18 protein-coding genes, 1 tRNA gene and 1 pseudogene are annotated in these 19,580 nt (G+C 70.9%); 10 read left to right on the plus strand and 10 right to left on the minus strand.

Features of this window, described 5'->3' with window-relative positions:
- Positions 1 to 10: 10 nt before the first annotated feature.
- Genes OG357_RS06350 through OG357_RS06360 form a run of 3 tightly spaced genes read left to right on the plus strand, consistent with a single transcriptional unit; the run spans position 11 to position 5,423 of the window.
- Positions 11 to 1,183 (plus strand): aminotransferase class V-fold PLP-dependent enzyme, encoded by a 1,173-nt coding sequence (locus tag OG357_RS06350; protein ID WP_329620204.1) that lies wholly within the window; start codon positions 11 to 13, stop codon positions 1,181 to 1,183.
- Positions 1,180 to 4,233, plus strand: a complete 3,054-nt coding sequence (locus OG357_RS06355; protein ID WP_329620205.1) for an AMP-binding protein — start codon at positions 1,180 to 1,182, stop codon at positions 4,231 to 4,233. The genes OG357_RS06350 and OG357_RS06355 overlap by 4 nt, the downstream gene beginning before the upstream one ends.
- On the plus strand, positions 4,230 to 5,423 hold the full coding sequence (locus OG357_RS06360; protein ID WP_329620206.1) for a cytochrome P450: 1,194 nt from the start codon (positions 4,230 to 4,232) through the stop codon (positions 5,421 to 5,423). The genes OG357_RS06355 and OG357_RS06360 overlap by 4 nt, the downstream gene beginning before the upstream one ends.
- Positions 5,424 to 5,648: 225 nt before the next feature.
- Here OG357_RS06360 and OG357_RS06365 read toward each other — a convergent pair.
- Positions 5,649 to 5,722 (minus strand) — tRNA-Pro (locus OG357_RS06365).
- Between the two features lie 579 nt (positions 5,723 to 6,301).
- Between OG357_RS06365 and OG357_RS06370 the strand changes: the two genes are divergently transcribed.
- Positions 6,302 to 7,510 carry an acyl-CoA dehydrogenase family protein gene (locus OG357_RS06370; protein WP_329620207.1) on the plus strand — a complete coding sequence of 403 codons (1,209 nt, stop codon included), beginning with the start codon at positions 6,302 to 6,304 and terminating at the stop codon, positions 7,508 to 7,510.
- 100 nt (positions 7,511 to 7,610) lie between these two features.
- On the opposite strand, the gene OG357_RS06375 is transcribed toward OG357_RS06370, so the two are convergent.
- The 6 genes from OG357_RS06375 to OG357_RS06400 all read right to left on the minus strand — a co-directional run bounded on the left by OG357_RS06375 (position 7,611) and on the right by OG357_RS06400 (position 12,566).
- Positions 7,611 to 8,183 (minus strand): GAF domain-containing protein, encoded by a 573-nt coding sequence (locus OG357_RS06375; RefSeq protein ID WP_056646873.1) that lies wholly within the window; start codon positions 8,181 to 8,183, stop codon positions 7,611 to 7,613.
- Entirely contained in the window at positions 8,180 to 8,803 is a 624-nt protein-coding gene (locus OG357_RS06380) for a GTP-binding protein (RefSeq protein WP_317600978.1), read from the minus strand. Before OG357_RS06380 ends, OG357_RS06375 begins: the two co-directional genes overlap by 4 nt.
- On the minus strand, positions 8,781 to 9,158 hold the full coding sequence (locus OG357_RS06385) for a DUF742 domain-containing protein (protein ID WP_443066635.1): 378 nt from the start codon (positions 9,156 to 9,158) through the stop codon (positions 8,781 to 8,783). Before OG357_RS06385 ends, OG357_RS06380 begins: the two co-directional genes overlap by 23 nt.
- Entirely contained in the window at positions 9,155 to 9,589 is a 435-nt protein-coding gene (locus OG357_RS06390; protein WP_317600976.1) for a roadblock/LC7 domain-containing protein, read from the minus strand. Before OG357_RS06390 ends, OG357_RS06385 begins: the two co-directional genes overlap by 4 nt.
- 6 nt (positions 9,590 to 9,595) lie before the next feature.
- Entirely contained in the window at positions 9,596 to 11,578 is a 1,983-nt protein-coding gene (locus OG357_RS06395) for an ATP-binding protein (RefSeq protein ID WP_329620208.1), read from the minus strand.
- A 595-nt stretch (positions 11,579 to 12,173) separates the two neighbouring features.
- Positions 12,174 to 12,566 (minus strand): PPOX class F420-dependent oxidoreductase, encoded by a 393-nt coding sequence (locus tag OG357_RS06400; protein ID WP_329620209.1) that lies wholly within the window; start codon positions 12,564 to 12,566, stop codon positions 12,174 to 12,176.
- Between the two features lie 88 nt (positions 12,567 to 12,654).
- On the opposite strand from OG357_RS06400, the gene OG357_RS06405 reads away from it, so the two are divergent.
- Positions 12,655 to 13,152, plus strand: a complete 498-nt coding sequence (locus OG357_RS06405) for a small multi-drug export protein (RefSeq protein ID WP_329620210.1) — start codon at positions 12,655 to 12,657, stop codon at positions 13,150 to 13,152.
- Between the two features lie 68 nt (positions 13,153 to 13,220).
- On the plus strand, positions 13,221 to 13,787 hold the full coding sequence (locus OG357_RS06410; protein WP_329620211.1) for a TetR family transcriptional regulator: 567 nt from the start codon (positions 13,221 to 13,223) through the stop codon (positions 13,785 to 13,787).
- Between the two features lie 61 nt (positions 13,788 to 13,848).
- Here OG357_RS06410 and OG357_RS06415 read toward each other — a convergent pair whose 3' ends face one another.
- Positions 13,849 to 14,817: a LysR family transcriptional regulator gene (locus OG357_RS06415; protein ID WP_329625501.1), complete on the minus strand. Its 969-nt coding sequence runs from the start codon at positions 14,815 to 14,817 to the stop codon at positions 13,849 to 13,851.
- 39 nt (positions 14,818 to 14,856) lie between these two features.
- Here OG357_RS06415 and OG357_RS06420 point away from each other — a divergent pair, with 39 nt between their 5' ends.
- Positions 14,857 to 15,750, plus strand: a complete 894-nt coding sequence (locus OG357_RS06420; RefSeq protein WP_329625502.1) for a serine hydrolase — start codon at positions 14,857 to 14,859, stop codon at positions 15,748 to 15,750.
- An 83-nt stretch (positions 15,751 to 15,833) separates the two neighbouring features.
- On the plus strand, positions 15,834 to 16,850 hold the full coding sequence (locus OG357_RS06425; RefSeq protein WP_329620212.1) for an MBL fold metallo-hydrolase: 1,017 nt from the start codon (positions 15,834 to 15,836) through the stop codon (positions 16,848 to 16,850).
- Between the two features lie 145 nt (positions 16,851 to 16,995).
- Here the strand turns inward: OG357_RS06425 and OG357_RS06430 are convergent, their stop codons facing one another.
- Positions 16,996 to 18,003: a hypothetical protein gene (locus tag OG357_RS06430; RefSeq protein ID WP_329620213.1), complete on the minus strand. Its 1,008-nt coding sequence runs from the start codon at positions 18,001 to 18,003 to the stop codon at positions 16,996 to 16,998.
- Positions 18,004 to 18,132: 129 nt separating this feature from the next.
- Between OG357_RS06430 and OG357_RS06435 the strand changes: the two genes are divergently transcribed.
- The gene (locus OG357_RS06435) at positions 18,133 to 18,570 is read left to right on the plus strand and encodes a DUF5959 family protein (RefSeq protein ID WP_329620214.1); all 438 of its coding nucleotides are present in this window, start codon (positions 18,133 to 18,135) and stop codon (positions 18,568 to 18,570) included.
- Between the two features lie 33 nt (positions 18,571 to 18,603).
- Here OG357_RS06435 and OG357_RS06440 read toward each other — a convergent pair.
- Positions 18,604 to 18,711 (minus strand): annotated as a pseudogene (locus OG357_RS06440) (IS5/IS1182 family transposase); the annotation flags it as partial.
- Between the two features lie 176 nt (positions 18,712 to 18,887).
- Here OG357_RS06440 and OG357_RS06445 point away from each other — a divergent pair.
- The gene (locus tag OG357_RS06445) at positions 18,888 to 19,340 is read left to right on the plus strand and encodes a hypothetical protein (protein ID WP_329620215.1); all 453 of its coding nucleotides are present in this window, start codon (positions 18,888 to 18,890) and stop codon (positions 19,338 to 19,340) included.
- Positions 19,341 to 19,580: the final 240 nt, after the last annotated feature.

Here is a 19,580-nt window from a genome sequence, read left to right on the forward strand (position 1 = left end):
GGAGCACGAAATGGCAGAGCAAGGCGTACGTCAGGCCGAAGACAGGCTCGTTCACCTCAACACGGCGGGCGCCGGGCTGATGCCCGACACCGTCCGCGCGGCCATGGAGGCCTGCATCGCGCGTGAGGCGGCGATCGGCTGCTACGAGACCGAGGAGTCCCTGGACGACCTGCTGCAGGGCGAGGTCTACCAGCGGCTCGCCCGGGCGATCGGCGCCCCGGTCGAGGACGTCGCCCTGTTCGACAGCGCGACCCGGGCCTGGTGCGCGGTCGTGCCCAAGCTGCGGCTCGGCCCCGCCGACCGCGTCTGGGTCACCCCGTACGAGTACGCGGGCAACCTCATCTCCCTGTTCTCCCTGCGCGACCGGACCGGCTGCCGGATCGAGGTCGTCCCCACCCTGCCGGGCGGCGACCTCGATCTGGAGTGGATGGCCGCACACATCGCCGACGACGTGGCCCTGGTGTCGGTCACCCACATCCCGTCCGGCTGCGGCATCGTCAACCCGGTGGAGGAGATCGGCCGCATCCTCGCCCCCTACCGCTGCTTCTACGCCGTGGACGCGTGCCAGTCGATCGGCCAGGTCCCGGTCGACGTCTCCCGGATCGGATGCCAGCTGCTGACCGGCGCCGGCCGGAAGTTCATGCGGGGTCCGCGCGGCACCGCCTTCGCCTACGTGGCGCCGCGGCTGCGCGAGGCGCTGATCACCGACTTCCACGATCTGCACGTGGCGCACGTCGACTCGCCCACCGGCTACCGGGTCACGGACCCGAGCGCCCGCGGCCTGGAGCTCGCCGAGCGCACCACCGCCGCGGTGGCCGGCCTCAACGCCGCGCTCACTCTCTTCGAGTCGGGCAGCCCCTTCGACCACAAGGACGTGTTCCGGGCGCTGCGCGAGACCGTGGAGCGGACCCCCGGCATCGAACTCATCGCCCCTGGAGAGGTGCAGTCGGGCATCGTGTCCTTCCGGCACGCGGACATCCCCGCCGACGAGATCCGACGGCGCCTCGGCGAGCGGCGTATCAACGTCTGGAAGATCGTCGGCAACCACACCCCGATCTACATGGCCGAACGCGGTGTGGAGACGGCCGTCCGCGCCTCGGTGCACTACTACAACACGGTGGAGGAGATCGAGACGTTCGGTCGCGCCCTGCGCGAGATCGTCGGCGCGGGGAGCCGGTCATGACGTCGCTGCACGCGGCGGTACGCCGGCACGCCGAGGCCCGGCCCGGGGCCACCGCTCTGGTGTCCGGCGCCCGCTCGGTCGGCTACGGGGAGCTGGACCGCCGGGCCGACGCCTGGGCGGAGTCGCTCGCCCGGCAGGGCGTCGGCCCCGGTGAGCTGGTGCCGGTCCTGCTGCCCCGGGGCGTGGACCTGGTCGTCGCGGTCCTGGCGATCCTCAAACTGGGCTCCGCCTACGCGGTGCTGGACGCGGGATGGCCCGAGCAGCGCATCCGGGAGATCGTCGAGGACCTGGACGCCCGGCTGATCGTGGCGGGCCCCGGGAGTGCCGGGGTGCCCACGGGGATGCCGGTGTGGTCCGTGGCCGACGCCCCGGCCGGTCTGCCGGGACCGGCCACCGGCTTCCGGCCGGCCGACGTGCAGGAGACGGCTCCGGCCTGCGTCTTCTTCACCTCGGGGACGACGGGGAGGCCCAAGGGCGTGGTGGTCCCGCACCGGGCCCTGAGCCGGCTCGTACGCCCCGGCACGTTCGCCCGGTTCGCGGAGGACACGGTCATGCCGATGGCCGCGGCGCTGCCCTGGGACATGTTCTCGTTCGAACTGTGGGGAGCACTGCTCCGCGGCGGCACCGCACTGATCATCGGCGAGCCGTACCTGTCCGCCCAGGCCCTGCGCGAGGGGGTGACCGCGCACGGCGTGAACACCGTGTGGCTGACCAGCAGCCTGTTCAACATGATCGTGGACGAGGACCCGGACGCCTTCGCCGGGCTGACCCAGCTCATGATCGGCGGGGAGCGCCTCTCCGTCCCGCACGTACGCGCCTTCCTCCGCCGGCATCCCGGTGTGACGCTGCTCAACGGCTACGGCCCGGCCGAGAACACCGCGCTCTCCACCACCCATCGGATCGTCGAGGGCGACTGCGACCGGTCCGGCGGCATCCCCGTCGGCCGTCCCGTGCCCGGTACCCGGATCCACCTCCTCGACGGCGAGATCTGCGTCTCGGGCGAGGGCCTCGCCCTGCGCTATCTCGGCGACCCCGAACTCACCGCGGCGCGCTTCCCCGAGGTGACGGTCGACGGCCGGACCGTACGGGTCTACCGCACCGGCGACCTGGGCGAGTTCGACGACGAGGGGGTGCTCCACTACCGCGGCCGCGTCGACCGGCAGGTGAAGATACGCGGCCACCGGGTCGAACCGGCCGAAGTGGAACGGCAGATCGAGCGGCTGCTGCCCGCCGTCCGGCACTGCCGCGTGGTGGCGCGTCGGGACGACGAGGGTGTCGTCGAGGCGCTGCTCGCCTACTGTGTGCCGCACGTTCCCGGTGACGCGCTGGAGACCGCCGCCGGGGAGCTGCGCGCGGCCCTCGTGCACTACCAGCGCCCGGAGGCCGTGATCAGCGTCCCTTCGTTCCCCGTGACGGGCAGGGGAAAGCTGGACGAGCGCGCGCTCCTCGAGCTGGCCCGCGCGCACGCCGCGCCGGCGGAGTCGTGGGACCTCCCGGACCCGTCCGGCACGGAGGAGGACCCCGACGTCCGGCGGGTCGCCCGGGTGTTCGCCGGTGTGCTCGGCGTCGACACGGTGCCCCCGGACCTGACCTTCACCGAACTCGGCGGGACCTCCCTGGGTGCCGGCCGGGTGTGCGCACGGCTGTCCACCGAACTCCGGCGGCCCGTACCGCTGACGCGCATGTACGAGCATGCGACCGCCCGTGCGCTCGCCGCATGGCTGCGCGACACGGCTGGGACGGAACACACCGACGACGGGACGGCACCGGACGGGGACGTACCGCTCACGCCCATGCAGAGCGTGTATCTGACCCGGCACCTCCTCGACCCCGACGACCGCTCCGCGCACTGTCTGCTGCTGTGGACCGTCGCGGGGGAACTCGACCTGGACGCCCTCGAAGCGGCGGTCGGGGACGTCCACCGGCGGCACGAGGTCCTCGGCTCGGCCTATCTGCTCGACCCCGAGCCCGTCTGCCGCCCGGTCGACGCTCCCGGCCCCGTGCTCGAAGTGCTTGCCGCCGCCCCGAACCGGGAGTCCGCCGTCGAACTCCTGCGGGAGACCCTTGCCGAGCCGCTGGAGATCACCGAGGGGGACGTCTGGCGTACCGTCCTGGTGCCGCTCGACGGCGCCTCGCCGACAAGCGGCCATGTCCTCGGCTGCGTCGTGCACCACATCGCCTTCGACGGCGGGTCGGAGTCCATCCTGGCCGCGGACCTCGCCGAGGCGTACGGGGAGCGTGTCCGCACCGGCCAGGCGTCCGCGCGGCCCAAGGCGCCCACCGCGGCGATGACACACCGGCTACGGACGGATCGGCTCGCCCTTGCCGATGTGGACAGTCAACGCCAGTGGCTCATCGAGGAGTTGACCGGCGTACCGGAGGTGAACTGGCCGGGGTTCCCCGCAACCGGGGGGAAGGTCCCGCCGGGCCGGTGCGAGGTGATCCTGGAGAGGGAGAGCGTGGCACGCCTCGACAGGGCGGCCGCCCGGTTCGGGGTCACCCGCTTCACCCTGCTGCTGTCCCGCTACGGCCGGCTGCTCGCCGACCTGACCGGGGGCGAGGACTTCGCCGTCGGAATTCCGGCCTCCCAGCGTCAGGACGGCGACCTGGAGAGCGCCGTCGGCTGCCACATCGACATGGCCTGCATCCGGCTGCGCGGTGCCGCCCTGGGCGCGGACCCCGAGGCCGTCGCCGCGACCGCCCGGATCGTCGACCGGAGCTTCGCCGCCCAGGACCTCGCCTTCGACGAGGTGGTGCGTCTGGTGAACCCGCCCCGCACCGGCCGGGCCCCGCTCTTCCAGACCCTGTTCGTCCTTCAGGACAACCCGGTGCCCGAGCTGCCGCTCGACGGTCTGACGACGGAGTTCGTACGGCCGCGTTACCTCGAAGTTCCGCTGGAGGTCCAGACCGAGGTATGGCCGCTGGCCGACGGACGGCTGCGGCTGGTCGTCAACCACCGCCCCGACGCCGTGTCGCACGACGTGGCACACAGCCTCGTCAAGGGCCTCGCCGAGCTGCTTCGCACCATTCCGTCGGGAGACCGGTCATGATGCCCTCCGTCCTTGATCCGGCCCGTCTGACCGACCCCGGGTTCCACGCGGACGACTCGGCGCACGCCGTGTGGCGCGCGCTGCGCGAGCACGACCCGATGCACTGGCACGAGCCCACCCGCTACCCGGGCTTCTGGTCCCTCACCCGGTACGAGGACATCCGTGCCGTCAGCCGCGACGCCCGGGTCTTCAGCTCTGCCCAGGGGATTCTCCTGCGGCCCACCGCGCACGGCACGGACGTGGGCGGCGGCCGGACCTTGGCGCTCACCGACCCGCCCCGGCACAAGGCGCTGCGCAACCTGGTGGCCGACTGGTTCACGACCCGCTCGGTGCGTGCCCTTGAGGAGTCGATGCGGGAAGCGGTACGGAACGTCCTGGCGCACGCGATCGAGCTGGAGGAGTGCGACTTCGTCACCGAGGTCGCGGCGCGACTGCCCCTGTACGTCATCTGCGGGCTGATGGGCGTGCCGGACGAGGAGCAGGAACTACTTTTCTCCCTCACCAAGCTGGCGTTCGCCGCCGGCGAGCCGGAGATCCGCGGCGCCGCCCACCTGCAGATCATGCAGTACTTCACCGAGCTCATGTACCAGCGAATGGACAGCCCGGCCGACGATCTGGTGAGCGCCCTGGTGACGGGCCAGATCGACGGGGAGCTGCTCACCGAAGAGGAGGTGCTGCTCAACTGCGACAACCTGCTCGTGGGCGGCACCGAGAACGTCCGGCTCGCCGTGTCGAGCGGGCTCCGCGTCTTCCTCGACCACTCGGACGACTGGGAACGTCTTCGTACGGAACGGGAGTTGCTGCCGACGGCGGTCGAGGAGGTACTGCGGTTCACGTCGACCGCCACCCACGTCATGCGCACGGTCACCGAGCCGGTGCTCCTGCGGGACCAGCGGCTCGACGCGGGCGACCGCGTGGTGCTGTGGATCCCCTCGGCCAACCGCGACGAGCGCGTCTTCACGGACCCGGACCGGTTCGACATCACGCGCACACCCAACCGCCATCTCGCGCTCGGCGCCGGACAGCACTTCTGCCTCGGCGGGATGCTGGCACGGGCGGAAATGCGGATCTTCTTCTCCGAACTCCTCGACATGGTGAAGACCGTCGAACAGACGGGCCCGGCCGTCCCGGTGGAGTCCATCGTCGTCAACGGCCTGGAGCACCTCCCGGTCCGCCTTCGAGCCCGCTGAGCACCCGCCCGGTTCGCCTCCGTCGCGATGCTGGACGAGGGAGGCTACGAGATCGTCCGGCGTGACACCACCCGGGCGACCTCACCAAACGGCCGGCCGCCCGCGCCGAGACTCCTTGGCGCGCGGAGCCGACAGAACCGGGTAACGCCTTTGCCATCCCCAAAAACGATCAAGGGCCCGTTTCAGATTACTCTGAAACAGGCCCTGACCTGCGACTCTTTCGAGTCGGGACGACAGGATTTGAACCTGCGACCCCTTGACCCCCAGTCAAGTGCGCTACCAAGCTGCGCCACGTCCCGATGCCCGTCTGACCTGGGGTTTCCCCTGGCCGAACGCGCATGAGAACGATACCGCACTTTCGACGGTGGTCACGAACCCTTTCCGGCGCCCGGGCGAGGGCACGCGCCGGGGGTGCGACGCTCACTCTCCGTAACGCTTCCGCGCGCCCCTCAGTGCGCCCGCGCGCCCGTGGGGAGGGGTCCCGGAGTGGGGAGGGCGGGGGCGAGGCCCGTGTTCACGGGGCAGGGACGGGGTGGGGCGAGTTCCGGAATGCCGCTCCTTTGGTGACGAAGGGGCTCATGTGGAGATCTCTGGGACCTCATGGCCATATGCCCCCGGATCCGTTGCCGTTGGCATGTGGCAGAAAGATGCCCACGGGGAAGGGACTCCGGATCGGCGGAAGGGGGCCAACACCACACGAAACACAGTCAGATTCAATCGTCAACAGCTCCCGTTTCGGACAAAAGTCGTGGCGATATTGCTCCGTCCCGGAAAGATCAACACCATGAAGAGGTCGGCCTGTTCGGGACGGGACCACTGCCGATGCACCACCTGCTCGATCGACTGGGCGAGCAGGCGTTTCGCAGGGGAGGACTCGAATGGACGGCTACTTCAGCAGTCGACTGCATCATCAGCTCAGGGAGACGGTCCGGGACTTCGCAGAGCGTGAGGTTCGGCCACGGATAGCCGAGATGGAAGCATCTCGGACAGTCCATCACGAGCTCTCCCGGCTCATCGCCGAGCAGGGCTGGCTAGGCGCGACAATCAGCCAGGAATACGGCGGTATGGGCGCCGGCCATCTCGCCAAGACGATCATCATCGAGGAGCTCTCCCGGGTCAGCGGCGCGATGGGCGCCATGGTCCAGGCCTCGCAGCTGGGCACCGCCAAGATCGTCCACTTCGGCAGTGACGAGCAGCGCAAGACCTGGCTCCCGGCCGTCGCGGCCGGTGAGTGCCTGCCGACCATCGCGGTCACCGAGCCCGAGTCCGGCGGTCACGTCCTCGGCATGAGCGCCAGCGCGGTCCGGGACGGCGACGACTACATCCTCAACGGCAGCAAGGTCTTCGTCGGCAACAGCCACGTGGGCGATCTGCATGGCGTCGTGGTCAGGACCGGTCCCGGTTCGAAGGGACTCACGGCCTTCCTGGTCGAATCCGATCGCCCCGGGTTCAGGACCGGACCTCAGCAGCCCGCGATGGGTCTCCACGGCTTCAGCTTCGGCGAGCTGATCTTCGAGAACTGCCGCGTGCCGGCGTCCAACCGCCTCGGCGACGAGGGAGACGGCCTCTCCGTCGCGTACTCCTCCAGCGTGCTGTACGGGCGGGCCAACCTCACCGCCGTCTCGCTCGGCATCCACCAGGCGATCCTGGAGGAGACCACCCGGTTCGCCTCCGAGCGCATCCGCTACGGCAAGCCGCTCCACGACCTGCCCACGGTGAAGCTGAAGCTGGGCCAGATGCAGTCCCGGCTGATGACGGCCCGGCTCGCCGCGTACCACGCCGTGCACCTGCTCGACCAGGGCATGTCCTGCGACGCCGAGCTGATGAACGCGAAGCTCGTCAACGTCGAGTCGGCGATCGACTCCGGACGCAACGCCATGGAGATCCACGCCGCCGCCGGCCTCTTCACGGACCGGGCGATCGAGCGGTACCTCCGGGACGCGCACCACATCTTCGCCCCGGCCGGCACCTCCGACATCCAGCTCCTGCGCCTGGCCGAGGTCGCCCTCGGCCAGGACAAGGGCAGTTGGTCGGAGCGGCTCTCCGAGCTGGTCCGCACCCCGGAGCTCGAACCGGCGCACGCCTGAGCGGGCACGGATGCGGCCGGGGCCCCGGTACGGCGACATGCGCCGTACCGGGGCCCCGGCCGTCTTCCCCGCGGTTCAGGTGCCCTTCCCGCGGTTCCGGTCAGAACATGCCGTCCTCGCGGCGGTGGATCTGCTCCACCAGCTCCGCCGCCATCGCCTTGATCGTCTCCAGTCCGGCGCGCCCCCACGGCCGGACGTCGGTGTCGACCACGCAGATCGTGCCCAGCGCGACACCGGTACGGTCGATCAGCGGCGCCCCCATGTAGGAGCGGATCCCGATCTCGTCGACGACCGGGTTCCCCGCGAAGCGCGGGTAGTCGCAGACGTCCTCCAGGACCAGCGCCTTGCGCCGTACGACCACGTGCGGGCAGTAGCCGTGGTCGCGGGCCATGTAGCGGCCGACGCCACCGGTGTTCGCCGCGGCCGCGCCCAGGTCGCTGCCCGAGTGGGTGCCCTCGGGCGTGTGCAGCCCCGCGAAGAACTGCCGGTTCTCGTCGATGAAGTTGACCATCGAGAACGGGGCGCCGGTCACGTCGGCGAGCCGGTGGGCGAACTCGTCGAACGCCGGGTCCGGCCGCTCCCCGAGCCCGAGTTCACGGAGCCGCTGGACGCGCGCGGGCGCGTCCTTGTCGATGGGGGTCAGCAGGAGATGACCGGTCGGGTCGTAGGTCATGTCGTGGCTCCGAAGCTCGGCACGGCGGCCGGGATGGTGGTGAGCAGATGCTGGACGAGGGTCAGCAGGGTACGGATGCCGGAGCTGGAGATCCGGGCGTCGCAGACGACGACCGGCACCTCCGGCTTGAGGTCGAGCGCGGCCCGTACCTCGTCCGGCTCGTAGCGGTAGGCGCCGTCGAACTCGTTGACCGCCACGACGAAGCGGATGCCCCGCCGCTCGAAGAAGTCCACGGCGGAGAAGCACTCCTGGAGCCTGCGGGTGTCGGCGAGGACGACCGCGCCCAGCGCTCCCTCGGAGAGCTCGTCCCACATGAACCAGAAGCGCTCCTGCCCGGGGGTGCCGAACAGGTACAGCACATGGCGGTCGTCGAGCGTCATGCGTCCGAAGTCCATGGCCACGGTGGTCGTGGTCTTGGACTCCACGCCCTCCAGGCTGTCGGTGGCCGCGCTGACCGAGGTCAGCAGCTCCTCGGTGCTGAGCGGCTCGATCTCGCTGACCGCGCCGACGAAGGTCGTCTTGCCCACGCCGAACCCGCCCGCCACGAGGATCTTGAGCGCGGTGGGGAAGGGGTCGGTCGCGAAACTCTCGTGGCGCTCAGAGCCGTTGTCGTAGGCCATCGAGCACTGCCTCCAGCAAGGAACGGTCGGTTGAATAGGCGTGGAACCGTGGGGCCCGGGCGGTGAGCGCCCCACAGTCCACGAGGTCGGAGAGCAGGACCTTGGTGACGACGGCCGGCAGCCGTAAGTGCGCCGCGATCTCGGCCACCGAGGTGGGCCCGTCGCACAGCCCGAGTGCCAGGCTGTGCTCGGGGCCCATGTGGGCCTGCGGGATCGAGCCGGTCGCCATCACCATCGAAAGCAGGTCCAGCGCGGTGCTGGGCTTGGTCCGGCCGCCGCTCACGGTGTACGGCCGGATCAGCCGGCCTGCCGCGTCGTCGAGCCAGGGCCCTTCCTGGTGGGACGTCACATTCACTGCCCGATGCCACCTGCCGCACCGGCCGCCTGCCGGGCAGGCGTGACCAGGTACGGCCGGACGCTCTTGACGAGCATCGCCATCTCGTAGCCGAGTACGGCGGCGTCCGCCTCGCGTCCGGCGAGGACGGCCAGGCAGGTGCCCGAACCCGCGGTGGAGACGAACAGGAGCGTGGAGTCGAGTTCCACGACCACCTGGCGGACCTCGCCGCCGTCGCCGAACCGGGCGCCCGCACTCCGGCCGAGCGAGTAGAGCCCGGAGGCCAGGGCCGCCATGTGGTCGGCGGCGTCGGGGTCGAGGCCGTGGACGGATTTCACGAGGCCGTCGGAGGAGAGCAGAACCGCGTTGCGGGTGTAGGGAACCCGCTGGACCAGTCCGCTCAGCAGCCAGTCGAGATCCGAGGAATGGCCGTTCGGCACATTGCTCGCCATGGTGATCTACTCCTTGTGCGCGTCGCCTGGACGCAGCGGTTCGTGGGGGGCGGGCTGGGATTCGGCGAGGCCGATTCCGCGCTGGAAGGCGGCCATCAGACCGGGGTCGTGCAGGGCGTGCTCCTCGGGCCTGCGGGCCGCGGGCTCGTCGCGCAGCTGCGGGACGAGGTGCTCCTGCGCGCGCCGCTTCGGGAGGAGGGGCCGGCCGGAGGGCTCGGCACGGGAGGCTTCGGGTGCCGGGGGCAGCAGCGGGGCCTGGTGCTCGGTGCCGACCGACTGCGCCGGTATCGAGGGGGTGGATCCGGCGTCCGCTCGGCCGTCGACGTGGCCGTTCAGGTGCGTGCTCGTACGGCGGTACGCGAGCGGGTCGGACGACGGGGTCTCCTCGTGGCGGGCGGGGGCCCGCTCCGGGGAGGGTGCGGGCGCGGCCATCGGCGCGGAGGCCTGGGCGTACGCCGGCACGTGGCCCGCGGCCGGGGCCGAGAGCGGGACCGAGTGGGGTCCCTCGTAGTGCCCGTCGTGGTGCCCGTCGTGACGGTCGGAGCTCCGGACGTCGGCATGGGACGGCGCGTCGGCGTGGGCCGGGACCTGGACCGGCACCGGAGCCTGGACCGGCTCGGGGGCGTGGACCGGCTCCGGCTCCGGCGCCTGGGGCTGGGGCTGCATCTGCACCTGACCTTGCGGGACCGCCGGGGAGCCGACGGCCGCGGCGGCCTGGCGCTCGTGCTGTGCCAGCCCCTCGGGGTCGGCGCCGAGGAGGCCCTGCGGCAGGACGAGGACGGCCTGGACGCCGCCGTAGATGTTCGACTGGAGTCGTACGGCGATGCCGTGCCGGCGGGCGAGCGCCGAGACGACGAAGAGGCCGATGCGGCCGTCCTGGAGCAGATGCGCGACGTTGACCTGGTCGGGATCGGAGAGCAGGGCGTTCATCTTGTTCTGCTCGGTGACGGGCATGCCCAGGCCGCGGTCCTCGACCTCGATCGCCAGGCCGGCCGTGACGTACTGGGCACGCAGCAGCACCGTGGTGTGCGGTGCGGAGAACAGCGTCGCGTTCTCGACGAGTTCGGCGAGGAGGTGGATGACGTCGGCCACGGCATGGCCCCGGAGCGTACCGTCGATCGGCGGTACGAGCTTCACCCGCGGGTACTGCTCGACCTCGGCGATCGAGGAGCGGAGCACCTCGGTCATGGTGACCGGGTTCGACCACTGGCGGCGGGAGATGGCGCCACCGAGCACGGCGAGGTTCTCGGCGTGCCGGCGGATGCGGGTGGCCAGGTGGTCGACGTGGAACAGGCCCTTGAGCAGCTCCGGGTCCTCGACCTCGTTCTCCAGCTCGTCGAGGAGCTGGATCTCGCGGTGGACGAGGGACTGCAGGCGCCGGGCGAGGTTGACGAAGACCTCGACCTTCTGTTCGTTGCCGACGCTGCTGGAGAGTCGGGACGCCTGGACGACGGCGGCCACGGCAGCCTCGTGCGAGCGGTTCAACTCCTGTGACAGCAGGTCGAATTCGTCACCCGTCGCTGCGCCGGACGGCGTCGCGGGGCGGGGCGGGAGGCCCTCACCGCGGCGCAACTGTTCGACGATCGCACGCAGTTCGCTCTGGCCGCGGGCGCTGGAGCGGCGCAGGGCGTTACAGCGGTCCAGGACCGCTTTGGCCGCCCGGTCGGCGCCGAGCGCCGCGGCGGTCACGGAGGCGACGGTGAGGGCGGCCGCGCCGGTCAGCGCGGCCCAGAGGCCGGGCGTGGGACTGGCGCCCGTGGAGCGGATGGTGAAGAGGACGGCCGCCGCGCCGCCCAGGGCCACCGCGACGGCGGGGAGCACGGAGGTGCGCAGGAGTTGGGGGCGTATGCGGGCTTCCGTCGGGAGCGGCGCGGATGTCTGCGCCGGGGGGGTACTGGGGGTGCCGGAGGAGGAGCGGGCGCCCGACCGGCCGTGCCGCCCGCCCTCGCGTCGATCGGACCGCGAGGCGGGTGCGCGAAGTTGAGACATGAGTGTCCTTGGTACGTGCCCAGGAATCGGCGTACTGCGGGTACAGGGGTGGACTACGGGGGTGCTTCAGACGGTTGTTCAGGGGTGTCGTGCGGGAGTGTCGTACGGGGGGTACTGCGAGGGTGCGATGAGCCTACCGATGATCACCAACCACACACTGTAGTCGTCAACCGTTCATGTGCGGTGCGCAGTTGGCAAACTTACCCGTAGAGCGGCCCGGTCTGGTATCGCCCTTCGCACGACAGGCCGAGAAGCGCATGGCCGAAAGTCGACGTCCCGCCTCCCGTGAACCGCGGAGCGGCGGGAACGGAAGAGGGCGGAGGCGCCCGTACACCTCCGCCCTCTGCGGAAATCGCCCCCTACCGGAATCTCCCGGAAGAGGCGCGAACCGGCCGGCCCGCGCGCGCGTCACGTCGTGCGCGCCGCCTCCAAGGCCTCCCGGCCGGTGTCCGCGCCGGCCTCCCCGGGCGTCCGTCCGGTACCCGGATTCGCGTTCGCGCTCGATACCGTGACGCGCGGCCCGTGACCGTCGGTGAGAGCGGAACGTTCCCAGCCACCCGCGGGGGCCTGGGCATCCGGTCGCGCGGCCGTCCGGCTATCCGTCCAGCCGGATCCGGATGCCCACCGCACGCTCGGAGCCGCCGCGCAGCCTGCTGCCGAGCAGTCCGACCCGGGCGACAAGTCCGTACTTGCGCTTCATCAGGCCGGTGTAATGCGCGCTCGCGTCCGGCGTCAGCACCTCGGCGAAACCGGGCACCGAGGCACCGATCGGTGTGCCCCGCCAGTCGCAGGGGCCGACCGTCACCCGGCCGCTGTTGCGGATCCGCTTCACCTTGCCGGCGTCCGCGGCGCTCCACACGGCCAGCGTCCGGCCGTCCAGCATCACCCAGACCGGGGTGGGGACCGCTCTGCCGTCTCGGCGAAACGTGGTGAGGAGGAGGTACTTGCCGGTCGCCAACTCGGCCAGCGCCGCGTCGATATGAGTCATAGAGCGAGACTAACTGGTTAGTTAGTTGGTTAGACTGCCGCCGGCAAGCGCCAACCGATGCGAACGACGCAGCTGAAAGGATTCCCGTATGGGGAGATTCGTCTGGACCCTGCTCGCCGGCTTCGCGATCGGCACCCCCGCAGTCCCCTTCGGCCTCTCGCTCTCCCTGCCCGGCCCGGTCGCTCTGTTCGCGGTGCTCCTCGGCTCCGCCTGCTGTGTGGTCTTCGCGGTGTTCGCCATGGAACGCGCCCGGTCGCGCTGGCAGTCCTGGCGGGCCCGCCGGAAGTCCTCTGCGCCACGCGCCGGTTCGGCGGCGGAAGCGTCCTCCGACGGCACGGCTGCGGACGGCCGGCTCTCCGGCGCCGCAGGGCGGCGGGCGCGGCGAGTCCTCGACCGGTACGGCGTGGCAGGCTTCGGCATCGTCGGGCCCGCCCTCTTCGGCACCTGGGGCTCGTCCCTGCTCGGCGCCGCGCTGGGCATCCCCCGCCGGCGGCTGATCAGCTGGCTGATGGCCGGCGTCACCTTGTGGTGCACGGTCCTGCTGATCGCGTCGGACGCGGCCTTCGACGCCTTCGGGGCGGGGTGACCGGCCGACCGGCGGGGGCGTCCACCACGCCTCGAACCACCTGGTCAGCCGCCGGTACGATGAACCGCATGTCCCGAGCCGACGCGACCAAGGCCCGCATTCTCCAGGCCGCCACCGACGAGTTTGCGACGCACGGCATCGCCGGAGCCCGGGTGGACCGCATCGCCAAGGCGGCGGCGGCCAACAAGAACCTCATCTACATCTACTTCTGCAGCAAGGACCAGCTCTTCGACGCGGTCTTCGACGCCCACGTCACCCACGGCCTGGACTCGGTCCCCTTCACCCCCGACGACCTCCCCGAGTACGCGGGACGGATCTTCGACTACTGCCAGAAGCGCCCCGAGGTCATCCGGCTCGCCACCTGGCACCGCCTGGAGCGCGGCGACAGCCACGACCGGGACCCGGCCGTCGCGGCGCCGGCGCGCCACGCGAAGCTGGAGGCGCTTGCCGTGGCCCAGAGGGAGGGGGGCATCGGCACCGGCTTCTCCCCCGCCGCGCTGCTCACCTTCGTCCTGAGCATCGCCCTCGCCTGGAACCCGACCAACGCCACCGGCATGCCCGCCTCCACGATCGAGGCCGAGAGCATCGACGACCGCCGCCGCGCGATCGTCGCGGCCGTGCGCCGCCTCCTGTGACATGAGTACGCGTACCGAGAGGCCCCGGCTCTCCTCCCACCGGCAGCCGGCCGCCTCGACGTCAGCTCGACTCGTCGTAGACCACCGACCAGGGGCGGGGTGGCCCGTCCGGTGAGCGAGGGCTGTCGTCGAGGTGCGGGGTCGCCGTACGGTCGCGGGTGAACACACCGGCCGCGAGCTCCGCGAAGTGCGGGGCTGCCGGGTGGGCGGACCGGCCGGCGGGCCAGGCCCCGGTCGTCCGCTGGACCAGGGGGCGGCCCGCCAGCGGCCGCCAGGCGACGCGGGGTTCCTTGCGGGCCACCGGCCCCTGGTCGAAGGCGACGCCGTGGCCCGCGTGGACGAGGGCCAGCAGGAACTCGGGGTTGGACGCGTGCCGGAGCCGGCCGGGCACGAAGCCCTCGGCGCGGCAGGTGTCGAGGACCCGGTCGTACCAGCCGGGGGCCTGGGCGCGGGGGAAGAGCACCAGGTCGTGGCCGGACAGTTCGGCGAGCGCGACCTCGGGGAGCCGGGCCAGCGGCGAGGTGCGGGGCAGGACGACGCCGAGTTCCGCGCGCACCTCCGGGCCGAGGCGGAGTTCGGTGGCGTCCACGGGCTGGTGGACGAGGCCGACGTCGAGTCCACCGGAGCCGAGCAGCCGCAGCTGTTCCTCGGTGGTGATCTCCTGGAGATCGACGGACAGGCCCGGGGAGTGCTCCGCGCAGGCCGAGAGCAGCGTGGAGAGCATGGCGACCGTGGTGCCGGGAGGAACGCCCGCGCGCAGGGCGCCCAGGCCGCCGTCCCCGGCGCGGCGGGCCAGCGTCCGAAACCGCTCCTCGCGGGCCAGGAGTTCGCGGGCCTCGTCCAGCAGCACCATGCCGGCGGCGGTCAGCCGGACCTGGCGGTGGGACCGGTCGAACAGTTCGGCGCCGAGGTCCTTCTCCAGTCTGCGTACCGCCTGGCTGAGGGGCGGCTGGGCCATGCCGAGCCGGTCGGCGGCCCGGCTGAAGTGCAGCTCGTCGGCGACGACGACGAAGATACGCAGGTGGCGCAAGAGATCCACAGCCAGGGACCTTACGTGAGGGGCGAACCGATGGTCGAGGAACGGATCCGCGAGGTCTTCGCGGGGGCGGGCGCCGAGGGATTGCTGCATGCGGTCCCGGTCGACGGGGGGCCGGACGTCGCGGAGGTGGCCGTCGGCGCGGACGAACCCGTCGTGATCGCCTCGGTCTTCAAGGTGCTGCTCGTCCTGGAGTTCGCCCGGCAGGTGGCCGCCGGCCAGCTCGACCCCCGTGAGCGGGTAAGGGTCACGGCGGCCGACCGGCTCGGCGGCTGGGGCACCGCCGGCTGCGCGGACGACGTCGATCTGTCCCTGCGCGATCTGGCGTTCTTCGCGATCTCGGTGAGCGACAACTCGGCGGCGGATCTGCTGCTTGCCCGGGTCGGCCTGGACACGGTGCGGCTCCTCGCCGAAGAACTCGGGCTCGCCAGGACCCGGATCGTGGGTGGTCCCCGTGACGTACTGGAGTCGATGCTCGCCGAGGTCGGCGCACGGAACGAGGCGGAGTTCGCCCGCCGGTACCCGGCTCTGCCGGACGATCGCAAGAGACGGCTGAGCGTGCTGGATCCGCGGCGGACCAACGCCGCCACACCCCGTGAGATCACCCGCCTGCTGCGTCTGGTCTGGCGTGACGAGGCGGGCCCGCCGGAAGCCTGCGCTCAGGTGCGGGAGCTGATGGCCCGCCAGGCGTTCCGGCACCGGTTGGTGTCGGGGTTCCCCGACGAGGTGACGGTCGCGGCGAAGACCGGAACCCTGCCCGGGCTGCACATGGAGGCGGGGGTCGTCCGGTATCCCGACGGCGGTCGCTACGCGGTCTCCGTCTTCGCCTCTACGCGGGAGCTGGCCGCCACGCGTCCGGCGGTGGACTCCGCGATCGGCGCCACGGCCAGGATCGCCGTCGACTTCCTTCGCAGCAAAGGGCTCTGACGTGCACTCATATGCGTACGCATATGAGGACTCCCGAATTTTGATCTTGGACGACGGGGGCCGCGTCCTGATCTGCTGAGGCCATGAACGACGAGACAGACGCACAGCGCCCGAAGCGGCGCGTCCAGGGATTCGGCCGGCGTACGGTGCTGCGCGGCGCCGTGCTCGGCGCGGCCGCCCCACTGCTTCCCGCCACCGCCGCCGCGACCACCGCATCCGATGCGGCCACCCACGGGGCCCCGGCGGCCGGTTCGGCCTCCTTCCGCTGGCTGGGCACCTCCGGCTGGCGCATCGACGTCGACGGCCGGACGGTGCTCTTCGACCCCTACCTCACCCGGTTCAAGACCGGCCTGTTCGACGGGGGCTTCAAGCCGGGTACGAAGCTGGAGTCCGACCCCGATCTCGTACGGGAGCACATCGGCCGTCCCGAGATCGTCCTGGTCAGTCACTCCCACTGGGACCACATCGCGGATGTGCCCCACATCGCCAAGTCCACCGGCGCCCGGGTCGTCGGCACCGAGACCACGTTCCACCTGCTGGTCGCGTTCGGCGTCGACCCGGGCCAGATCTCGGTGGTGAAGGGCGGCGAGATACTGGACTTCGGCGGGATCACCGTCGAGGTGGTGTCGAGCCTGCACAGCCGCAACAAGCGGCACGCCTATTTCGCCCCGGGCACGCTGAACGCGCCGCCCGCGGCGGCCCCGAGGACCATCTCCGACCTGCCGGAGGGCGACACACTCGCCTTCCAGGTGACGACGGGGAGCGGCGGCCCTTCGGCGTTCCTGATGGGCGCCAGCGACTTCTCCGAGCGGGCCGTGCAGGGGCTGAGCCCCGATCTCGCCATGGTCGCAGTGCCGTCCAGCGCCACCACATCCCGCTATGTGCCCCGGCTGCTGAGCGCCCTGGGCCGGCCCGGCGTCGTCGTCCCCGTCCACTGGGACAACTTCGAGGAGCCGCTGAGCGAACCCCCGCGCCGCGACCCGGTCATGGACCTGGACGCGTTCGTCGCCCAAGTCCACCAGGAGTCTCCGACGAGCCGGATCGTCGTCCCGGACTACCGCACGACCTACGGCGGGGACATGCGGCCGAGGAGTCTCTGACCGCAGCACCGCCCGGCGAACGTCGCCATCACCTCACGGTCGCGGGCGGGATCTGACCCACTGGTACGCCCGGGGCCACACCGGCGGCACCGGTCCGGTCGGACCATGGTGCGCGTTCATCGACGAACACAGGGCGCCCCCACTGCTACTGCAAGCTGAGTTGATGGGGGTGGAAGGCGTCTGTGGGGCAGGTGTGGATACGCAGGTAACCGCGCCCCAGGTACACGCCCGTGGGGGTGATGACGTGCCGGTACAGATCAGGGCGGCGGTCTTCCGGGGGAGCCCAGCTCTCCGAGGCGGGATCCCACTCGACATGGTGAGCGGTGAGGAGCGGCGGCATAGAGGTGCCGCACACCGTGCAGTCGACGGTGCGCGGGTCGGTCAGGTGCCAGGTTGCGAAGCCGCCGACCTTCCAACCCGGGGCGAGGGACAGGTCACTGGAGTACTCGGTGGGGAAGTCCGCTTCCGCCTCCTCTTCGTCCTCGTCGAGGAGCTGCTCCTCCCACGTCGCGACGGCTTCCTGGAGATCCTCGGGGAGCAGGCCGAGGTATTCATGTTCGACGATCTGCTCGGGGTGGAGCTCGCAGGGCTGGGGAACGCACTCGGGTGAGCCGACGACGAGCGGCTCGGGCTGTTCGCCGAGTACGGCACCGATGTCCTGGCTGCGGCGCCACTTCAGTACGACGTCGACGCTCGCGTCGGGGCCGTGTGCCTCGAACGGGCACCAGAAGACCTGGAGAAGGTCGTACCCCTCGGGCCCGGTGAGGTCGGGGATGTCCCGTGCCCACAACTGTGCGCCGGCCAGCATCGGGATGGGGTCCGCGTCGCCGATGCCGGGGTCGTGAAGCCCGTTTCGAAGGGCGCCGAGGAGAGCGATCTCCTCTTCGGTCTTCTTCCGCCCCTCCGAAGCGGCATGGATACGGCGTGCGAGTCGGACGTCGGCCAGCAGATGCCCGGTTCCCTTGGGGTGGACGGCGGTGCACATCGGCCAGGGCTCGTCGGCCGGCCACAGCATGGGGCCCGCGACGGAGCTGTCCTGCGTCTTCGGGTCGCCGGGGCGTGGGTGAAGTCGCGTCGCTGTCCTTCGGAACTCGGCAAGGCCGGGAAAGGGCTCCTCGACATCGGCGGGACGCGGGGGTGTGGTGCGGGGCATGCGTTTCTCCGGAACGATTCGTCGTGAGCGCTGGGCCCTGTCTGGTCATTGATCTTGGATGGATCGTCGGGATCGGGCGGCCAGTGAAGTAGTTTTCCAAGGTCGCGAACCTCAGGGACGGGAGTTGGCATGGAAGCGCAAGGCCCAATCGACTTGATCCACTTGGCGGGCATCGAGGGCAACAGCGTTGTTGTTCGCGTAACAGGCCAAGAAATCCGCGCATCTCAACATGACCCCGACGTCCTGGTCGGCGAGATCAGTGTCGGAACCAGCTTCGTCGCGGGAAGCCTCAAGACTTGGATCTTCCCTCAGGACCTCGCGGACTGGGAGACGGCCCTCAACACCCTGGCCGGTGGGGGAAGTACATCCTGGAGGGAGGACAAGAGGGCAACCGAACTGCACATTGACCTCGAAGAGGGCCTCGAACGCGCCACGGTTTCGGTTGCCGACCGCTCGATGTCCCTGGCGACCGTGCAGGTCACCATCGAGTTGGCCGACGGCTGGATCGAAGACCATCGCGCCCGTCTGGGCAGAGTCCGGCAGGCATGGCCCATGCGACGCAACTGAGGAACCCCGCGAAGCCCCCCCCCGCAAGAGAGCTCACGCGGCGGTGTCGCGCAGCCACAGGACGAGCGAGGCGAGGTGCAGCCCGGCCCCGTAGCGGCCGGCGAGCTTGTCGAACCACGTTGCGACCGCCCGGAACTGCTTGGGACTCCGGAGGAGCGCAAGGCGTTCGACGCCTGAGCACCAACAGATCCGGGGTTTGGGGATCGTCACCGACGACAAGGAAGCCGCAGCGTACTGGAGGCGCTCATGGCCCTCCAGCAGCTTCCCGGTACCGCCCGGTGCGTGAAGTGACCTGCCCCCAGGCAGGATGCATCCCCATGACGCACGATGACGACGACCGGACCACGTTCTTGTTCTACGCCCCGGAGCGCGAGCCGCATGCCTGGGGCCTCGACCTCGCCGGCCTGGGTGAAACCCTGCGGGAAGCATTCACCGAGGTCCGCTACGAGGTCCGCCAGGACCGCACGCACCAGGGCGAGCCGTACCTCTCCTTCTGGGCGGCAACAGCTGACGGCACCGAGTACGACGGCACCGCCACGGTCCACGGGCGGGACTGTGTGATGCTGGCCGACTCCACGGTCGGTGAGGCAGCCCTCTTCCTCCTCTGGCTGCGCGACAGCTGCCTGCCCGCTCCCGACCTCGTCCGCTTCAGCAGCGAGCCGGCGGTGGAACGGGGCATCGAGACGGACTGGCGACTGCCTGCCAACGGCGACGCGGCGAGGATGGTCGACGAACTCCGCCACCACATCGCGGTCGTGGACGGGACCTGACTCACACCGGCACAGCGGCCCGGGTGAGCCAGGTCCCACCCGTTGCGCATGGCTATCCGCCGCGCTACCACTCCAACAGGAAAAGAGCAGTTCAGCAGTCCACGATGCGTGTTCGGACCACGACTCGCGACATTCCCCTCCCAGTCGACAATGGCCTGAACCGCTGTGCAACAACCGCGCCCTCTCCGCGAGGCGCCCCGTCCAAGGCCTGCAGCACACGATCACATCCGTCAGCCGGGA

Origin of the sequence: Streptomyces sp. NBC_01255 (genome assembly GCF_036226445.1) — a bacterium.
GTDB lineage: Bacteria > Actinomycetota > Actinomycetes > Streptomycetales > Streptomycetaceae > Streptomyces.